The 18,234-nt window shown below is 56.6% G+C and carries 7 protein-coding genes and 10 pseudogenes; 10 read left to right on the plus strand and 7 right to left on the minus strand.

Going from position 1 to position 18,234, the window contains the following annotated elements:
• Window positions 1-28: 28 nt before the first annotated feature.
• The 3 genes and pseudogenes from KW808_RS02200 to KW808_RS02210 form a co-directional block, all read right to left on the minus strand.
• On the minus strand, window positions 29-331 hold the full coding sequence (locus KW808_RS02200) for a metal-sensitive transcriptional regulator (protein ID WP_003855480.1): 303 nt from the start codon (window positions 329-331) through the stop codon (window positions 29-31).
• Window positions 331-2,596 (minus strand): annotated as a pseudogene (locus tag KW808_RS02205) (heavy metal translocating P-type ATPase). Before KW808_RS02205 ends, KW808_RS02200 begins: the two are co-directional and overlap by 1 nt.
• Window positions 2,597-2,837: 241 nt before the next feature.
• The gene (locus KW808_RS02210) at window positions 2,838-3,095 is read right to left on the minus strand and encodes a hypothetical protein (RefSeq protein WP_499652499.1); all 258 of its coding nucleotides are present in this window, start codon (window positions 3,093-3,095) and stop codon (window positions 2,838-2,840) included.
• A 230-nt stretch (window positions 3,096-3,325) separates the two neighbouring features.
• Here KW808_RS02210 and KW808_RS02215 point away from each other — a divergent pair, with 230 nt between their 5' ends.
• The 6 genes and pseudogenes from KW808_RS02215 to KW808_RS02240 all read left to right on the plus strand — a co-directional run bounded on the left by KW808_RS02215 (window position 3,326) and on the right by KW808_RS02240 (window position 10,060).
• The gene (locus KW808_RS02215) at window positions 3,326-5,173 is read left to right on the plus strand and encodes an HtaA domain-containing protein (RefSeq protein WP_499652502.1); all 1,848 of its coding nucleotides are present in this window, start codon (window positions 3,326-3,328) and stop codon (window positions 5,171-5,173) included.
• An 8-nt stretch (window positions 5,174-5,181) separates the two neighbouring features.
• A pseudogene (locus KW808_RS02220) lies at window positions 5,182-6,260 on the plus strand (heme/hemin ABC transporter substrate-binding protein).
• Window positions 6,261-7,336: pseudogene (locus KW808_RS02225) on the plus strand (FecCD family ABC transporter permease).
• 81 nt (window positions 7,337-7,417) lie between these two features.
• A pseudogene (locus tag KW808_RS02230) lies at window positions 7,418-7,936 on the plus strand (ATP-binding cassette domain-containing protein); the annotation flags it as partial.
• 327 nt (window positions 7,937-8,263) lie between these two features.
• Entirely contained in the window at window positions 8,264-9,196 is a 933-nt protein-coding gene (locus KW808_RS02235; RefSeq protein WP_003859756.1) for an HtaA domain-containing protein, read from the plus strand.
• Complete coding sequence (locus tag KW808_RS02240; protein ID WP_003859758.1) at window positions 9,197-10,060, plus strand: HtaA domain-containing protein; 864 nt, start codon at window positions 9,197-9,199, stop codon at window positions 10,058-10,060. It abuts the gene before it with no gap.
• Between the two features lie 106 nt (window positions 10,061-10,166).
• Here the strand turns inward: KW808_RS02240 and KW808_RS02245 are convergent, their stop codons facing one another.
• From KW808_RS02245 to KW808_RS02255, 3 genes and pseudogenes are all read right to left on the minus strand, one after another.
• Complete coding sequence (locus tag KW808_RS02245; protein WP_003859759.1) at window positions 10,167-10,979, minus strand: LmeA family phospholipid-binding protein; 813 nt, start codon at window positions 10,977-10,979, stop codon at window positions 10,167-10,169.
• An 83-nt stretch (window positions 10,980-11,062) separates the two neighbouring features.
• Window positions 11,063-11,877, minus strand: a pseudogene (locus tag KW808_RS02250) (class I SAM-dependent methyltransferase).
• A pseudogene (locus KW808_RS02255) lies at window positions 11,878-12,379 on the minus strand (DUF2505 domain-containing protein).
• A 24-nt stretch (window positions 12,380-12,403) separates the two neighbouring features.
• On the opposite strand from KW808_RS02255, the pseudogene KW808_RS02260 reads away from it, so the two are divergent.
• Together KW808_RS02260 and KW808_RS02265 are read left to right on the plus strand one after the other, a co-directional pair.
• A pseudogene (locus KW808_RS02260) lies at window positions 12,404-13,502 on the plus strand (UDP-N-acetylmuramate dehydrogenase).
• A pseudogene (locus tag KW808_RS02265) lies at window positions 13,495-14,131 on the plus strand (DUF1801 domain-containing protein). The pseudogenes KW808_RS02260 and KW808_RS02265 overlap by 8 nt, the downstream one beginning before the upstream one ends.
• A gap of 260 nt (window positions 14,132-14,391) precedes the next feature.
• Here KW808_RS02265 and KW808_RS02270 read toward each other — a convergent pair.
• Window positions 14,392-16,096: pseudogene (locus tag KW808_RS02270) on the minus strand (long-chain-fatty-acid--CoA ligase).
• Window positions 16,097-16,180: 84 nt separating this feature from the next.
• Between KW808_RS02270 and mshA the strand changes: the two are divergent.
• Both mshA and KW808_RS02280 read left to right on the plus strand, forming a co-directional pair.
• Window positions 16,181-17,436: pseudogene (gene mshA, locus KW808_RS02275) on the plus strand (D-inositol-3-phosphate glycosyltransferase).
• 42 nt (window positions 17,437-17,478) lie between these two features.
• Entirely contained in the window at window positions 17,479-18,225 is a 747-nt protein-coding gene (locus KW808_RS02280; protein ID WP_003855496.1) for a phosphoglyceromutase, read from the plus strand.
• The last annotated feature ends 9 nt before the right edge of the window (window positions 18,226-18,234 follow it).

Here is an 18,234-nt window from a genome sequence, read left to right on the forward strand (position 1 = left end):
ACACCGATTCCAATGCCGCCGGATCCGTTTAGGCCTTACTGAAGCGGGCGATGGCGTCGGAAACTTCTTTGAGTTTTGCGTCGAGTTCGTCGCCGCCGAGGTCAGCTGCTTCTTTGACACAGTGAGCGAGGTGATCGTCGAGGAGGCCGAACGCCACGTTTTTGAGTGCGGAGTTCACTGCGGAGATCTGCGTGAGGATGTCGATGCAGTATTGTTCCTCGTCGATCATGCGGTGAATGCCTCGGGTTTGGCCTTCGATTCTTTTGAGGCGTGCGAGGTAACGCTGCTTTTCTTCGATGTAACCGTGGGTGTGGCATTCGCTGTTGGACATTAGTTGCTCCTTGCTTTGAATCCTCGCAGACGCAAGGAATTGGAGACGACGAAAACTGAACTGAAAGCCATCGCGATGCCGGCAAGCATTGGGTTGAGGAGTCCGATCGCCGCTACTGGGATTAGTGCAACATTGTAGGCGAAAGCCCAGAAGAGGTTTCCCTTGATGGTGCCGAGGGTTTTACGGGACAGTCGGATGGCGTCGGCTGCGGATCGGAGGTCGTTGTTCATGAGGGTGATGTCGGAGGCTTCGATGGCTACGTCGGTGCCGGCTCCCATGGCGAGTCCTAGGTCAGCTTGGGCAAGAGCTGCGGCATCGTTGACGCCGTCGCCGACCATCGCAACGTTTTTACCCTGTGCTTGGAGGGCTTCAATGTTTTGGACTTTTTCGTGGGGGAGGACGTTGGCGATGACTTGGTCGATGCCGACTTCAGCGGCTACGGATTTAGCTGCGCCTTCATTGTCTCCGGTGAGCAGGATTGGGGTGAGTCCCAGTTCCTTGAGTCCGCGGATTGCTTCGGCGGAGGTGTCTTTGACGGTGTCGCGGACGGTGATTATTCCGGAATCTACGCCGTCAATCGTGACGACTACGGGGGTTCCGCCGATTTTTGGGCGTGTTGGAAGGGGTGGAGGAGGGCGTCGATAAGCGTGCTTGAAGGCCTGCCCACGCGGACCTCGTGTCCGCGGACTACGCCGGTGACTCCCTGACCTGCGGTGTTTTGGAAGTCGGTGACTTGCTCGTGGTCGGTGGCCTTGGCGATTGCCTGGGCGATGGGGTGTTCGGAGGCGGACTCGACGGCTGCAGCGAATTCGAGGATTTCGGTTTCGCTGTAGTTGATGGCGGTGACGTCGGTGACGGACATGGTGCCGGTGGTGACGGTGCCGGTTTTGTCGAGGACGATGGTGTCGACTTTTTGGTGGATTCGAGGATTTCAGGGCCCTTGATCAACAGACCGAGCTGCGCGCCACGGCCGGTTCCGACCAGAAGTGCGGTTGGAGTTGCCAGGCCGAGGGCGCAAGGGCAGGCGATAATGAGGACGGCGACTGCTGCGGTGAATGCTGGGGCGAGGCCGGCGTCGGTGAAGACGAGGTGCGCGATCAGTGTCACGATAGCAATTACGATGACAACGGGAACGAAAACCTGCGAGATTTGGTCAACAAGACGCTGGACAGGGGCCTTTTTGGACTGTGCGTCCGTGACCAGTTTAGCCATTTGCGACAGGGTGGTATCGGCGCCGATGCGGGTTACTTTCACCATGAGGCGGCCGGAAGTGTTCAGCGTTGCGCCGGTAACTTTGGAGCCCTTGGTGACTTCAACGGGGATGGATTCGCCGGTGAGCATGGATTCGTCGACTGCGGAGGAACCTTCGACGACTTCACCGTCGGTGGCGATTTTCTCTCCGGGGCGGGTGATGAAAACATCGCCGAGTTTAAGCTGATTCACAGGAACGCGGACTTCGGCGCCGTCACGTAAGACGACTGCATCTTTGGCGCCCATGTCCAGCAGTTTGCGCAGAGCTTCCGAAGATTGGCCCTTAGCTTTTGTCTCAAACCAGCGTCCAAGCAGCAGGAACGTAACAACGACCGCGACGGTTTCGAGGTAAATCTCATCCATCGTGGAGGCCGACGGCAGCAGGTGCACCTCCATCTTCATGCCAGGTTGACCAGCATTTCCAATGAACAAAGCCCACAGGGACCACAGGTAAGCAGCGGACGTGCCGAGTGAAACCAGGGTGTCCATGGTGAAGGAACCGTGCTTCAGGTTCGCCCACGTTGCCTTGTGGAACGGTGAACCGCCCCAGAAGAAAATCGGGGTGACCAAAGTAAGTACGGCCCACTGCCAGTTGTTGAACTGCAGCGCCGGGATCATGCTGACCAAAACCACGGGAACGGACAGCAGTGCAGAGACGATCACGCGGTGTTTCAGGTCGGCTGCTTCGTGGTCGCGAGCTGCGTCGATGCGGGACTGGCCGCTGTCAGCTGGCGCGTTGTCCTCTTCTGATTCGGCAGCTGCGGAAGCCATCGTGAAAGCACCGTAGCCGGTGTCCTCAACAGTCTTAATCAGCTGTTCAGGGCTGACCTTTGAGGGGTCGTAGCTGACCTGTGCGGATTCCGTCGCGTAGTTGACGGTTGCTTCAACGCCGTCGAGCTTGTTCAGTTTGCGCTCGACGCGGGCGGAGCAAGAAGTGCAGGTCATGCCGGTAACGCCGAGGTCGACGTCAATGAAATTCAGTGCCGCCGGGATTTTGGCGGGTGTCTGAGCCATGGGATCGCTCCTTCTGCGAGTATGTTTACATGACTCACTGTATACCCCCTAGGGGTATGGGTCAACCCTTCGCGGGAACATGCCTGGCGTAAACCATGTGAGGATCATTGCAATTACTGCCGCGACAATCGAGCCCCATGTGGCGTCGACGAACCTGTATATCGCGAAACTAATCGCCGCGATCAGGAACCAAATCAACGGCACAAAAATGGATGTTCGATTATTGCGTGTGATTTCCTCATCAATCCAGCCTTCCTGCGGAAACCTGGCGCGCGCTTCTCGACGAATCCTCCTCGCCGTTTTCGACGCCGGCACGAAGGTGGCAAACAAGACCAAAACGAGACCCACTCCTGTAATAAGTAGGTCCCCACTTGCCGCCGAAAGCGATAGTACCTGCAGCAACACATGCCGCAAGACGTTCACCGAAAGTGATGGGAATGGGTGTCGATGGGTCTACGTCCGGATAGAGATTGGGGAAAGCTGCATTTTGAAAAGTCATGATGGTGTCTCGGGCTCTGTGAAAGGTCGGGGGGAATCAACCTTTTGGCGGGTTCTGAAATTGAAACAATTTAAGTTAGCATAGCCTTAACTTCATTTGTGTGTTGAATACTTTGATGCAAACAAAATGATGGCCTGCCCCTGAAACTTTTATGGCTTTCAGAGCGCAGGGCATCATTTTCTTGTGTCGCCAACACTTGAGAAAAATTGCGGAAAAGGACACTGCTGTTCATGAAACTTGCACCTCGTATGCGGATGAGGAGCCACAAAACTTTCGCGGCCCTCGCCTCACTTGCTTTAGTCATAGGTCTCGGCCAGGTACCGATCGCCAAGGCAGACACCGAGTATCGAACTGCTTCCGACGGCTCCCTGAACTGGGGATTTAGGCAATCGTTCCGCAATTACATCCAAACCGGCGTGGCCAAAGGTTCCATCATGCTTGGCGACGGCGCGTCCGACAACGGCGGCAACTTCGCATTCACCCCACGCACCAACGGCACCACCGTGACCAGCGATTCCCAAGGCACCGTGGAATTCAACGGCTCCGTGCACTTCCTCGGCCACCAAGCTGATGACAAATGGATCCTGGACACCACCATGTCCGATATCAAAATGGTGTTCAACGGATCCTCCGCGCAGCTAGTTGTGGATTTGGTTGCCCGCGAATTCAAAGGCACAACCTACGATGACATCGGCGAATACATCATTTCCGACGACATCGTCCTTGCCGACGTCTCCCTCAACTCCGCCGCCGACTTCTCCCAAGATTCCATCGACCTGTCCGGCACCACCGCCCTCACCGCAGCTGGCGCCCAAGCTTTCGGAGGATTCTACGAAACCGGCGACGCCCTCGACCCGACCGGCGGCAGCCTGACCATTTCCTCCACCACCACCACGCCATCGACCGGCACGACCTCCACCTCTGCCTCAACTTCCGGTGGGACCGCCGACTGCTCTTCCGGCGCATTGGGCGTTGTCACCACCGGAACCAACGACGGCATGCTGGGAACCATCCAGGAAGTGAACAACACCTTCGCGATCTGGAACAACCTCATCGTCAACACCGAGCGCATGTTCTGCAACATTGATACCCTCAAGGCGCGCTTCGACACGGATGATTCCAGCGATTCAGCGACCTCTGCGACTTCTGGAACTACTGCGTCCACCGGCACCACCGCTGCAACTACCGCGGGAACCACGGGTACCACTGGAACTGCCAGCACCGCTTCCGGAACCCCAGGAACCTCCGGAACTTCCGGAACCTCCGGCACCGCAGCAACTGTCGCTGGCACCACCCCAACTGACAACGGCGTATGCACCGCTTCCGGATCTTTGGGCGTGACCCAAGCATCTTCACAGTGGGGTGTGAAGGCGTCCTTCCAGAACTACATTCGCGGATCGATCGCCAACGGTAGCTGGACTCTCAACGGCGTTGGTTTTGATAATCAGCAGTTCCAATTCTCTGGAAATTCCGGAGCAGTCGACGCGGAAAACAAGACCGGCAGCATCAATTTCCCTGGTTCCATCCACTTCACGGGCCACGGCGGAATCTTGGACATGCAGATCGCAAACATTGAGATCAGCTTCAACGGCAACTCCGGCGAGCTGATTGCGGATGTCGTGTCCTCTGACATGGATGGAAATTCCACCAACTATGGCCGCACTGTCGTGGGCACCCTGAACTTCTCTGCGCTGAATGTTTCTGCAACGGAAGCTTCCGGTTCCGCTTCGGTATCCTTATCACAGTCGGGTTCGCAGGCGTTCGCTGATTTCTACACCCCAGGCACCCAGTTGGATCCGATCAGTTTCAGCGCAACTTTGGGCGAGGCCAGCTGCGCCACCGGATCCACCTCGACCACAGGCGCTGCTGCCACCGCGAACACTGACAACACCGAAGGTGTTGCCGGCGAGGAATCCACCACCCCCGCTAACCAAAACAGCCAGTTCCAAATCCGCCAGGCCGCTGCAGATTCCACCGGACTGGATACCACCACCACAATGTTGCTCATCCTCGCGGCGTTCGTTGTCGCAGGTGGCTCCATGACTCGCTTCACCGTCGGCAACCCGACTGGAAAATAAGGCTTCACATGAATAACGCTTTTCGACGCACCCTTACATCCGTAGTCCTCATGCTAGCTTGGCCTTAACGGCCTGCGCAAGCTGGGATTCACCTACGGCATCTTCCAATGGTGATCTGATTGAGGAGATCCAGGCAAGCTCCACCTCAACAGATCCGCGCACCTTCACAGGCTTGAGCATCGTGGAAGATATCGGCGATGTGGTTCCCGTAACCGACAACGCCTCACCAGCCCTACCTGTGTCTTTGACGGATGCTGATGGTAACGACGTAGTGGTGGAGGACGTGTCCCGCATCCTCCCACTGGATCTCTACGGAACCTATTCCAAAACCATCGCTGGCCTGGGACTCGTGGACAACATTGTGGGTCGTACTGTTAGTTCCACCGAGCCTGCATTGGCGGACACTGAGGTGGTCACCACTGGCGGACACACCCTCAATGCTGAAGCGATCCTTAATTTACATCCGACTTTGGTGATCATCGACCACTCGATCGGCCCACGCGAAGTCATCGATCAGATCCGCGCAGCTGGTGTCGCCACGGTGATCATGTCGCCGCAGCGTTCCATTGCCTCAATTGGCGATGACATCCGTGACATCGCCTCCGTCGTTGGACTTCCTGAAGAAGGGGAGAAGCTCGCGGAACGTTCCGTTGCTGAAGTCGAAGAGGCCAGCACGGTTGTCGATGAACTCACCCCAGAAGATCCCCTCAAAATGGTATTCCTCTATGCCCGCGGAACTGGTGGAGTGTTCTTCATTTTGGGCGATGCCTATGGTGGACGCGATCTCATTGAAGGCCTGGGCGGCGTCGACATGGCTGCTGAAAAGGGCATCATGGATCTGGCACCAGCCAACGCGGAAGCACTTGCCGAACTAAATCCAGACGTCTTCGTGATGATGTCGGAAGGACTAGTCTCGACAGGAGGCATCGACGGTCTTATGGAACGCCCCGGCATTGCTCAGACAACCGCCGGACAAAACCAACGAGTACTGGCGCTTCCCGATGGTCAATCATTGGCCTTTGGTGCCCAAACTGGCGAGTTGTTGCTCCGCGCATCCCGCGAACTGTATGTGCAGGGCGGCGAGTAGATGGTTGTGAAGGAGGTTGACGTCGAAAAGCAAAAAGCTGGCCGGGTGCCTGGTGCTATAGCTAAGCGCCGGACCGTGCGGATTGTGCTGTTTGTCGCGCTGGGCGCGATCGTGATTGCGGCGTCGCTGTGGTCGATTCTGGTCGGCCAATACACCATCCCGATTCGCGATCTACCTGCGATTTTAGCCTCCGGTCCGACTGGTGCGCAGACGATGGCCGAACAAGTCGTGTGGCAAATCCGCATGCGCGCATCGTGCTGGGACTGCTCGTGGGTGCCGCTTTGGGTGTGGCCGGCGCGCTGTTGCAGGCCGTGTTTTCCAACCCGCTGGCGGAACCGTCGATCATCGGCGTGACCTCCGGCGCGGGCGTGGGTGCTGCTGCGGTGATCGTGTTTAACCTGACATTTTTGGGCACATCCACCGTCGCAGTCGGCGCGTTTATTACCGCGGTGATCACCACGATTTTGGTATATCAGCTGGCCAGAAGCCGTGGACGTGTGCAAGTGATCAACCTGATCCTCACAGGCATCGCCATTAATGCAGTGTCCGGCGCGCTGACCTCGTTCTTCATCTACATCGCTCCGACGAGCTCCCGCGAAGAAATTATCTTCTGGCAGATGGGTTCCCTCAACGGCTCGCAATGGGCGCACGTCAACGTGGTGTTTGTGATCGTGACAATCGGCCTCGTCGCCGCATTTGGCCTGGGCAAACAGCTCGATGTGCTGGCGCTCGGCGAAAGCGCCGCCGGACACGTCGGCCTCAACGTGAAGAAACTGCGCATCATCGCGATCGCCGTATCCACCCTCCTCACTGCCGGTGCCGTCGCATACGCAGGACTAATCAGCTTCGTTGGCCTGATCATCCCGCACCTGCTTCGCACAGTCACCGGACCTGCCAACAAAATCTTAGTACCAGCCTCCGCACTGGGCGGCGCAGCACTGATCAGCGTCTCTGACATCCTCGCCAGAACGCTCATCCCATACGCTGACCTGCCGATCGGCATTTTCACAGCGCTGGTCGGCGGCCCAACATTCTTCATAATGTTGCGCCGAATGATGAAAAAGGGCGTGCACTAAATGGCCATTGTTTCCCTCGACAACGTCACCGTATCCATTGAAGGAAAAAAGCTTCTCGACGCCGTCTCCCTCAAGGCCTACCCCGGGGAAGTACTTGGACTCATCGGCCCAAACGGTGCCGGAAAATCCACTCTGCTGAGTGTCCTTTCAGGCGATCGGCTTCCCGATTCAGGCGAAGTCAACGTCGGTGGCTTAGATCCCGCAACAGCAGCGGCATCCGATATGGCCAGGGTGCGAGCAGTCATGCTTCAAGATGTCAGCGTGGCGTTTTCCTTCCTTGTGTGGGATGTCGTAGAAATGGGCAGGCGGCCGTGGCAGAAGGTGTCGACCCCCGAAGAGGATCACGAAATCATCGAAGCAGCGCTTGCCGCCACCTCGGTATCGCACCTTGCCGAACGTGAAATCACCACACTGTCAGGCGGCGAGCGGGCACGTGTTGCTTTGTCCCGTGTCCTTGCTCAGCAAACCCCCATTGTGCTGTTGGACGAACCTACAGCCGCGATGGATATCAGCCACCAGGAACAAACTCTGGGCACAGCGCGAGCACTAGCAGCCGCCGGGGCAGCAGTGATTGTGGTCCTTCATGATCTCAATGCGTAGCTGCATATTGCGACAGCATTGTGTGTCTCAGTGATGGTCGAGTTATTGCCTCCGGTTCTGTTGATCAGGTGTATTCCACGGAAACGCTGTCCCGTGTTTACGGTTGGCCTATCAGGGTCGATCATAGTGGAAAATATGTTCGAGTGGAGCCGGACCGCTCGGAAGCTGATTTGCCCCCTGTGTTGCGGATTAAAAATACCGTTTCACCATCTTAGTCACATGACCAACTAAGGCAACCCTGCCCAATTTGGGGTAGGGCTCTTTCTTTTTGCTAGGTTAGGTTAAGCTAATCTATGTTTTGTTGTGTTATCGAACTGGAGAACAAAAATGAACAAGCTTGCCACCCGTGCGCTCGTTGCTCTCACGGGATCTGCTATCGCTATGACTGGCCTCGCAGTAGTTTCGGCTAACGCAGCCGAGAAAACCGGCGAATGTCGCGTCACCACCACAGGAACCGCTGACTGGGCTCTGAAAACTTCCTTCAACAGCTACCTTGAAGGCCCAATCGCAAACGGCACTGCCTACAAGTACAAGAGCGGCATTGAAGTACGCGACGGTGTGGAAACCTCCGGTGAACGCACCACACGTCAATTCACCTGGCCAGTAGAAGGCAGCGAAGAAGGAACCGTCAACCTTGGCGGAGGCGTTCACTGGACCGGACACAACCACTACGATGGCGACGACGAGTCACAGGTAGCAGGCAACTTCCTCCTCGACCTCGACTTCTCCAACCCAACCGTCAAATTCGATGGCAACAAGGGCACCCTGCTTGTCGACTTCAAGTCCCGTGAATTCGTGGACTTCACCAACGCTGGTGAATTCCTCACCGGAACTCAGACAGAGTTGGCTACCATCACTTTCGATGAGCCAATCGACCTGACCCAGGAGAACGTCACCGTCACCGGCCAGACCACCCTTTCTGAAATTGGTGTTGACGTCATGGGTAACTTCTACGACGCAGGTGACGAACTTGCTCCAATCACCTTGAACCTCACCAACGAAGTTGTGTGCGACGAGCCTGAAGCTCCGGTCGAGCCAGAGGTTCCTGTCGATCCAGAAAAGCCTGTGGACCCAGAGACCCCAGTCGATCCTGAGAAGCCTGGCGATGACACCGATGACAACAAGAATGACGACGCAAACAACAGCAGCAGCAACGGCGATATCCTCGGAATCTTGGGCATCCTCGCAGTGCTTGGTGGCGTTGGCGCACTTGTGTACAACTTCCTCGTAGCTAGTGGATTCCTCGCAGCATTCAAGTAAATGACACGTCTTTCTAGCGCCTTATTAGCAGCCTCTGTCGCGGGGGCTGCGTTGGCCATTCCAGCGACCTCTGCACATGCAGCAGAATCTATTTGTACATTCACCGGCGATGTTGGGTGGAATGTGCGCGATTCTTTCAACAGTTATCTTTTGGGAAACATCGCAAATGGTAGTGCTTATAAACATAAGGGCGGGTTGGACGTTCGTGACGGCGTCCAGACCTACGGTAACGGCAAAACTCCAGCACTGACCTGGCCAGTTGATTCGGTGACGTCTTCGAAGATTTCCACTTCCGGAGGCGCGCACTGGACCGGACACAACCTGTACACCGGTGATGACCTCGCGGAAGTCCCTAACAATTTCACGTTGGATCTTGATTTTTCCAACATCACTGTGGAGCTGAGTGATTCTACAGGTCGGTTGTTGGTGGATTACACATCTCGGGAATATATCAACACCCACACGTTGGGTGAGTTTCAAACTGGTGAACAGGCTGAGCTTGCCACGATTACTTTTGCCAAAGCTCCAGACCTCACCTCTAATTCAGTCAACGTGACTGGCGATGTGGCATTGACTGCTGATGGTGTGGAAGTTTTCGGTGGTTTCTACACTGCAGGGGAGGAGTTGGCGCCAATCACGCTGAATCTCACTGCAGATGAGGGATGTGGATCGACCCCCGAGCCGGAGGACCCAGAAACCCCTTCTGCATCGTCTTCAGACTTCTCCTTAGGATCGTCTTCTGATGTCAGCAGCAGCTCCTTCGGGGATACGATTACTCAGGTGTTGTCGATTGGTTCGATGGTGGGCATGGCTGGTTTGTTGTTTACGATCGTGAATTACTTCATCCAAAGCTTCGCCCCATAAACCCATAAACCCATAAACCCATAAACCAGAAAAAATCGCTGTCACCGTAGAGGTGGCAGCGATTTTCTTCGTTTAGGACTAAAAGTCACAGACGCGAAAGCGCTCTTTACTGGGCGGCTTCTAGGGTCTGGATGTTGATGTTGTCTCCGGTCAGGGTGACGTTGATGCCAGCGTCGACAACTTCGAGGCTTTGGATTTGCAGGCCACCGGCTACTTCATTGATTGATGATTGCAGTGCGTCGGTGAGCATTTGGGAGATTTCATCGGGGAGGCCGAATCCGAAGAGTTGGGAATCTACGATCTCAAAGCCGAGTTGGCCGTTCGTCACGATGGGGTGCAGTGAGGCTCGGGCGGCGCCGTCGGTGAATTCAACTTCGATGGTTTGATTAGCTGCATCGGAAGTAATGTCGGTGACTTTGATGAGTTCCTGGATGAGCTGTTCTGCGAATCCTTGGGAGGTGCTGTTCCCGCCGGTTGCTTCGGCCATCTGCTGTTGGATGGTTGCCAGGATGAAATCGTCGGTTGCGAATGTGGTTAAGGTGAGGTGGTCTGCGACTGGGTTGTCGCGGTCACCGATATCAAGCCCTTGGAGTTGGATAGTTGACTCTGGTGTGCCACTGATGGAGGGGACACCGTCTTGGTTAGTGATGGATACGGAGTCGGGGGTGTCGATTGTGACTTCATTAATGCTTCCCCGAGCGATGCCTAACAGGAGTGGGGATGCGCCGAAGCTGATGGAGGGCTCTTCAGTTGCAGAGATTCCCTGTGAGGCAGCCTGAGCTTGGAACTCATCTTTCAGCTGTTTTCCGATCATGAAGCGCAGCCCGAATTCTGCTACCAGCACGAGCAGCAGCAGAATCACCACGATGGTGAGCAGAACTTTAGGTAAAGCGGATTTCTTTGATTTAGCCACGCCCACTAGTGTCCCTTATCTAGCTGGTGTTGGAAAGTTGCAAACCGGGTTAATCACCTAAAAGGTTCCTGTCAGCACGCGTAAAACAATTAAGGCGCCACCGTTTCCCACGGCACAGTCAGCAAGCTATCGCCCACGCGTCGGCGGGAAACTGTGATGGGCCATCCTTGGTCTATGAGCATCTCGCGGGCTTTTTCCCAGCGCACGCGCGGTCCGTGGGGTTCCCAGCCAGCGCTGTGGTCCCAGGCTAAATCAGCAGCTGCTAACAGGGAGTGAATTTTTTCACCGGGGACGTTTCGGTGGATGAGAATTTTGGGCAGTCGTTCGGCGACATCGGAGGGGTGGAAATGCCCCAAGGATCCCAGGCCAGGGTGAGTTCTTGGGGGCCCTCGGCATTAAGTGTGATCCAGGTGCAGCGTTTGCCGATTTCATCACAGGTGCCTTCGAAGAACAGTCCTCCGGGGGCAAGTCTGGAGGTGACGGTTTCCCATGCGGCTTCGACTTGGTCCACGTCGTATTGGCGCAGCACGTTGAAGGCGCGCACGAGTTATGGGGTGTAGCCGGCAAGTTCGAATCCACCGAGTTCAAAGGACACGCCGTTTTGGGGTTCGAGGACTCGTTCGGGGTTAATTTCCAGGCCGATGACATCCATGTCGGGTTGGAGGCGGTGGAGCCAACGTCCCCATTCGACGGTGGTTGTGTGGCTGGCGCCGTACCCGACATCTAACGCCAGGGAAGTGGCGTCGAGAAGCGAACGTATTTTGGGATGATGAAAGCACCACCGATCGAAGCGCCGTAGGCGGTTCACACCGGTGGTGCCGCGGGTGATCACGCCGATTGGCTTCTGCTTTCCGTTTGCACCCTTGCGGAAAGAGGCGCGCAGATTGTGGGCGTGATCAGCCATTTAGAGGTTCTCGGAGATCCACTTTTCGGTCAGAGCGCCTTCGTTTGCGAAGAGCTCGCCGAGTGCGTCGGCAACCTTAGGCTCAATTGCAGGGCCCATGAATGGGATGTTCACGGACACTTCGTTGCTGTAGTCGAAGGTGGTTGCTGCGTCGTCGCCGTTGATGGCGATGGTGCCCTTGAAATCAACAGGGGTGCCCTTGACGTCAGCGTTGTACTCGACGGTTGTGGCGTTGTTGGTCAGTGCAGGAACCGTGAGGACTCGCTTGACCTTCAGTGCCTGGCTGATCATTGCGCGAACTGCCTCTGGGAGTACCTCGAGTGGGAGGACCTCAAAAGGGTTGCGGTTGCGCCGCCGTCAGCTGCGGTGAACTCGTTGACCTCGCCAGCTTCGGGGAGAGGTTCTCTGCGATGTATGCCCAGTAGGCTTCGGTGGTCAGTGCTTGGTGCACCTTGCCGACGGGCTGATTGATCGTAATGGTGTTTTCTGTACGCGTTGCCATGAGGATAAGACTACCGTTAGTGGGGTGTTGGATTCATCGCTAGCCCAGGAAATCGCCGCGATCGACGGCGTCGAACTCGATTCGGAAGTCACTTTCGCCGATCTGACGACCCTCCGCATCGGCGGAAAACCCCGCAGCGCCGTACGTTGCCAGACCACGGAGGCGCTGGTCAGCGCCATAAAATTGCTTGACGACGCCTCCCTCCCCTCCTCATCGTCGGCGGGTCCAATCTCGTCGTGGCCGACGGCGATCTGGATGTTATTGCCGTCATCATCGAAACCGACGACGTCTCCATCAACCTCACCGACGGTCTCCTCACCGCCGATGCAGGCGCTGTTTGGGACGATGTTGTCCACCTTTCGGTGGATGCTGGCCTCGGTGGAATTGAATGCCTCTCCGGAATCCCCGGCTCCGCCGGCGCCACCCCAGTCCAAAACGTGGGCGCCTACGGCACAGAAGTTTCCGATGTACTCACCCGCGTCCAGCTTCTCGATCGCACCACCCACCAAGTCTCCTGGGTCGACGCCTCCGAACTTGACCTCTCTTACCGATACTCCAATCTCAAATTCACCAACCGCGCAGTCGTCTTGGCGATCGAACTCCAGCTCCTCACCGACGGATTGTCCGCGCCGCTACGTTTTGGTGAATTGGGACGTCGATTAGCGATCTCCGAGGCCGAACCCCACCCACGTCGCCCCGTCCGCATGGTCCGCGACGCCGTCCTAGAACTCCGCGCCAAAGGCATGGTCGTGGAACACACCGACCACGACACCTGGTCCGCCGGATCCTTCTTCACCAACCCAATCGTCGACCCAGCCCTTGCCGACGCAGTCTTTGAAAAAGTCGGCGAACCCACCATGCCCCGCTTCCCAGCCGGCGATGGCAAAGAAAAACTCTCCGCAGCCTGGCTCATCGAACGCGCCGGCTTCAAAAGGGACACCCCGGCGCAGGCGCAAAAGCCTCCCTGAGCACCAAACACACCCTCGCACTCACCAACCGTGGCGACGCCCGCGCCTCCGACCTCGTCGCATTAGCCAAAGAAATCCGCGACGGAGTCCTCGAAACCTTCGGCGTCACCCTCGTCCCAGAACCCGTCTGGATTGGAATCAGTATCGATGACTAAATTTTCCGACGTCCCTGGCACCGCCGCCCACTGCACAGGGCGTTGGAAAATGCCGGATACCCTACTTTAGAATCCCTCGACGGTGTTCCTTACAAATCGTTGATTGCCCTGCACGGTGTCGGAGAAACTGGCCTCGGCAGGATCCAGGCAGCATTGTTGGAACGTGGCCTTTCCCTGGGTGAAGAAACAAAAGGAGCCACCATCACCCCAGGTCACACCGGTAAAGTGGCCTCAGATATCAAAACTCACATCACTTCCGTGGATCCCGTCGCATACGTCGATGGTCTAGAGGGGCGTCGGGTTGCTCACGGGCACCAATTGCTATCGATCTTCGGTCGCGTCACCGGCGCGGAACCCAAAATGTGGGGACCCTCCATGATCGGATACGGCTCAGTCCACTACGTTTCCCACACGGGAAGGGAAGGCGATTGGTTCCAGTGTGGTTTCAGCCCGGCAAAGTCCAAAATCTCTCTGTATGGCCTGAAGGATTCGCCTCGCGGTGAGGAATTGCTGCAGAAACTTGGAAAATACACCGAAGGCGCGGATGTGTGTACATCAATAAGCCGGAAGACATCGATTTGGATGTTTTAGAGGCCATGATCAGCGAGTCATGGGCCGGCCAAGGCTAGGTTGCAAATCCCCACCACAAGTTGCTCTGATCAGCGATTTTGTGGTGGATTTTTGCGTCTCCGCCACCTGAAACTGCAAGGATTCACCACAGATTCGAGTTTTCCTTTGAAACGTGGTGGATCCTTGCCCTGGAATCTTTCAGGAATCACATCAGTCCCACTGGCCACAAATGGGAAACCCCTCAGAATCGTTTCTGAGGGGTTAACTAGCGCAGTCAGGGAAGTGTCCGTTTGGGAAACTCGACCTCTTAAATCGGCGTCTACTTGCCGAGCTTCTTCAACAGCTCCGCCTGCACTTCACGACGCCTAATCTTGCCCATCTGATCCCGCGGCATCTCCTCAAAGTGGTAGAAAGTGCGCGGAACCTTGTAGCGGGTGAGGTTCTTGCGGGCGAATTCCTTCAGGCCATCCGGATCCAGCGCTGCACCTTCCACCAAAGTGATTGCAGCAACGACGTTTTCGGAGCCGTCTTCACGCGGGATACCAACGACTGCGGAATCTTCAATATCTGGGTGCTCTGCGAGGACTTCTTCGACCTCAGCTGGGTAAACATTGAAGCCGCCGGTGATGATGACTTCCTTGATGCGGGCAACTAGTCGGATGAACCCGTCTTCTTCCATCACTCCGACGTCGCCGGTGCGGTACCACTCGCCGTGGAAGCTGTTCTTGGTGGCTTCTTCCTGGTTGAGGTAACCCTTGAACACCTGTGGGCCCTTGACTAGGACTTCGCCTTCGCTGCCGTCTGGCATGGTTTCGTCGAGGTTGTCTGGGTTTGCGATGCGCACGATGGTGTCGGGGAAGGGGATTCCTACGTAGCCTTGGCGTCGGTGATCGCTCATGGGGTTGCCGACGATGATGGGGAGGTTTCGGTGAGGCCGTAGCCTTCGACGAGACGTCCGCCGGTGTGCTTTTCCCAGCGTTCAACGGTGCGCTGGGAGAGTGTGGATGCACCGGAGAAGGCGTTGCGGACTCCCTTGATGGGGATTCCTTCTTTTTCGGAGGCGTCGACGATTTTTTCGTAAAGGGTGGGCACACCTGGCAGCCAGGTTGGGGTGTGCTTTTTCATTACGTTCATGATCAGGTCGATGCGTGGGGTGGGAAGTAGCACCATTTCGCCACCGATGAACACGGACAGTGTGCCGACCATGGTCAGACCGTATGCGTGGAACATTGGTAGGGCTGCAAGCATGCGTTCTGGTTTGTCTCCGAGACCTGGAACCCAGTGCTTTCCTTGGAGGAGGTTGGAGAACAGGTTTCCGTGGGTGAGCTGGGCGCCTTTGGGGCGTCCGGTGGTGCCGGAGGTGTAGAGAATCAGCGCGACGGATTCTTTGGTCACGGTGGGTTCTGAAACTACGTCGTCGCCGTCGCCGCCCATTGCTGCGCTGGTCAGGGTTTCAAAAGGAACGGTGTTGGGGGCTGCGCCGGAGAGGGATTCGCGGCTCTTGCGCAGTGCAGGGATGGGGAGACGAAGTGCTAGGCGCTGGAGTGGTGGCATCGCGTTGATCATGTTCACGGACACGATGGTTTCCAACTGGGTTTGTCCACGAAGCTGCTCGACGGTGGGGGAGGCTTTGTCCCAGACGATGGCAACGCGGGCACCGTGGTCTTTGAAGGGTTCGAGCAGTTCGTGGGCGGTGTAGAGCGGATTGTGCTCAATGACTACTGCGCCGAGTTTGAGCACTGCGTAGAACGCTGCGATGTGCTGCGGGCAGTTAGGGAGGATAATCGCTACGTGATCGCCGGGGCGGACACCTAGTGCGCGCAGGCCAGCGGCAGTTTTACGGACTTCTTTGTCCAGTTCACCGTAGGTTTGTGAACGACCAAAAAGTAGGTGGCTGGCTTGTCTGCGTTGATAGCCAGGTTGTTGTCGTAAACGTCCAGCAGGGTGGTGTCGCCATATTCCAGCGAGTGTGGCGTCCACTCTGGGTAGTGCTGGAGCCATTCTTTTGTTTCGTATGCTGACATGGTGTCCCTTCAACTGCGTTGCTTTAGTGCCCTTTAGTATATAGAGACGTCCCGCTGCTTTCTTCGGCGATCTAGAATGTGGGCATGCGCGTAGCTATGATTTCCATGCACACCTCTCCGTTGCAGCAGCCCGGAACTGGTGATTCAGGCGGCATGAACGTCTACATTCTTTCGACCGCGACTGAGCTAGCGAAACAGGGTATCGAGGTCGATATTTACACTCGTGCCACGAGGCCTTCCCAGGGTGAGATCGTGAGAGTAGCTGAGAATTTGCGGGTCATTAATATCGCTGCGGGGCCGTATGAGGGGCTTTCCAAAGAGGAACTTCCTACTCAGTTGGCGGCGTTTGCGGGTGGAATGCTGTCGTTTACGCGCCGGGAGAAGGTCTCTTATGATCTGATCCATTCTCACTATTGGCTGTCTGGTCAGGTGGGGTGGTTGCTGCGCGATTTGTGGCGGATTCCCCTCATTCATACGGCACACACTTTGGCGGCGGTGAAGAATTCTTATCGGGATGATTCGGACACTCCGGAGTCGGAGGCGCGTCGCATTTGTGAGCAGCAGCTGGTGGATAACGCTGACGTGTTGGCGGTGAACACTCAGGAGGAGATGCAGGATTTGATGCATCACTACGATGCGGATCCGGATCGGATTTCTGTGGTGTCACCGGGTGCGGATGTGGAACTTTATAGCCCTGGAAATGATCGCGCGACGGAACGTTCCCGTCGTGAGCTGGGCATTCCGCTGCACACCAAGGTGGTGGCTTTTGTGGGTCGGTTGCAGCCTTTTAAGGGCCCGCAGGTGCTGATCAAGGCGGTTGCGGCGTTGTTTGATCGCGATCCGGACCGAAATTTGCGCGTCATTATTTGTGGCGGCCCTTCTGGTCCGAATGCGACACCGGATACCTATAGGCATATGGCAGAGGAACTGGGCGTCGAAAAGCGAATTCGCTTTTGGACCCGCGCCCGCCGAGCGAGCTAGTGGCCGTGTATCGGGCGGCGGATATCGTGGCTGTGCCAAGTTTTAATGAGTCCTTTGGACTCGTCGCCATGGAGGCGCAGGCCAGCGGCACACCGGTTATCGCGGCCCGGGTTGGCGGCCTGCCCATCGCAGTCGCGGAAGGGGAGACGGGATTGCTTGTCGACGGCCACTCCCCGCATGCCTGGGCCGACGCCATAGCCACACTCTTGGACGATGACGAAACGCGCATCAGGATGGGCGAAGATGCCGTCGAACACGCCAGAACATTCTCCTGGGCGGCCACTGCCGCACAGCTATCGTCGCTGTACAACGATGCTATTGCCAACGAAAACGTCGACGGTGAAACGCATCACGGCTAAATAAACGCGCGTCATGGAACATAAAGTGGCAAACTAGTACCTATGACTAACGGAAAATTGATTCTTCTTCGTCACGGTCAGAGCGAATGGAACGCATCCAACCAGTTCACTGGATGGGTCGACGTTAATCTGACCGAACAGGGCGAGGCCGAGGCCAAGCGCGGAGGCGAACTCCTCGTCGAGGCAGGCGTCCTCCCAGGCGTTGTATACACCTCCTTGCTGCGTCGTGCGATCCGCACCGCAAACATCGCACTGAACGCTGCAGACCGCCACTGGATCCCAGTGATCCGCGACTGGCGCCTCAACGAGCGTCACTACGGCGCACTGCAGGGCCTCGACAAGGCTGCAACCAAGGAAAAGTACGGCGACGACCAGTTCATGGAATGGCGCCGCTCCTACGACACCCCACCACCAGAGCTCGCGGATGACGCAGAGTACTCCCAGGCAAATGACCCTCGTTACGCGGACCTCGACGTAGTTCCACGCACCGAATGCCTCAAGGACGTTGTGGTTCGTTTTGTTCCTTACTTCGAGGAAGAAATCCTGCCACGCGCAAAGAAGGGCGAAACCGTCCTCATCGCAGCACACGGCAACTCCCTGCGTGCACTGGTTAAGCACCTTGACGGCATCTCCGATGCTGATATCGCAGAGCTCAACATCCCAACCGGCATCCCACTGGTCTACGAAATCGCCGAAGACGGTTCCGTAGTAAACCCAGGCGGCACCTACCTCGATCCTGAGGCAGCAGCAGCCGGCGCAGCAGCAGTAGCAAACCAGGGTAATAAGTAGCTATTTGTA

The organism is [Brevibacterium] flavum, from assembly GCF_019317305.1.
In the GTDB taxonomy this organism is placed as follows: domain Bacteria; phylum Actinomycetota; class Actinomycetes; order Mycobacteriales; family Mycobacteriaceae; genus Corynebacterium; species Corynebacterium glutamicum.

Excerpts from the sequence above, each read along its gene's own strand:
- KW808_RS02200 (WP_003855480.1), bottom strand. The coding sequence starts at position 331 with ATGTCCAACAGCGAATGCCACACCCACGGTTACATCGAAGAAAAGCAG.
- KW808_RS02210 (WP_499652499.1), bottom strand. The coding sequence starts at position 3,095 with ATGACTTTTCAAAATGCAGCTTTCCCCAATCTCTATCCGGACGTAGAC.
- KW808_RS02215 (WP_499652502.1), top strand. The coding sequence starts at position 3,326 with ATGAAACTTGCACCTCGTATGCGGATGAGGAGCCACAAAACTTTCGCG.
- KW808_RS02235 (WP_003859756.1), top strand. The coding sequence starts at position 8,264 with ATGAACAAGCTTGCCACCCGTGCGCTCGTTGCTCTCACGGGATCTGCT.
- KW808_RS02240 (WP_003859758.1), top strand. The coding sequence starts at position 9,197 with ATGACACGTCTTTCTAGCGCCTTATTAGCAGCCTCTGTCGCGGGGGCT.
- KW808_RS02280 (WP_003855496.1), top strand. The coding sequence starts at position 17,479 with ATGACTAACGGAAAATTGATTCTTCTTCGTCACGGTCAGAGCGAATGG.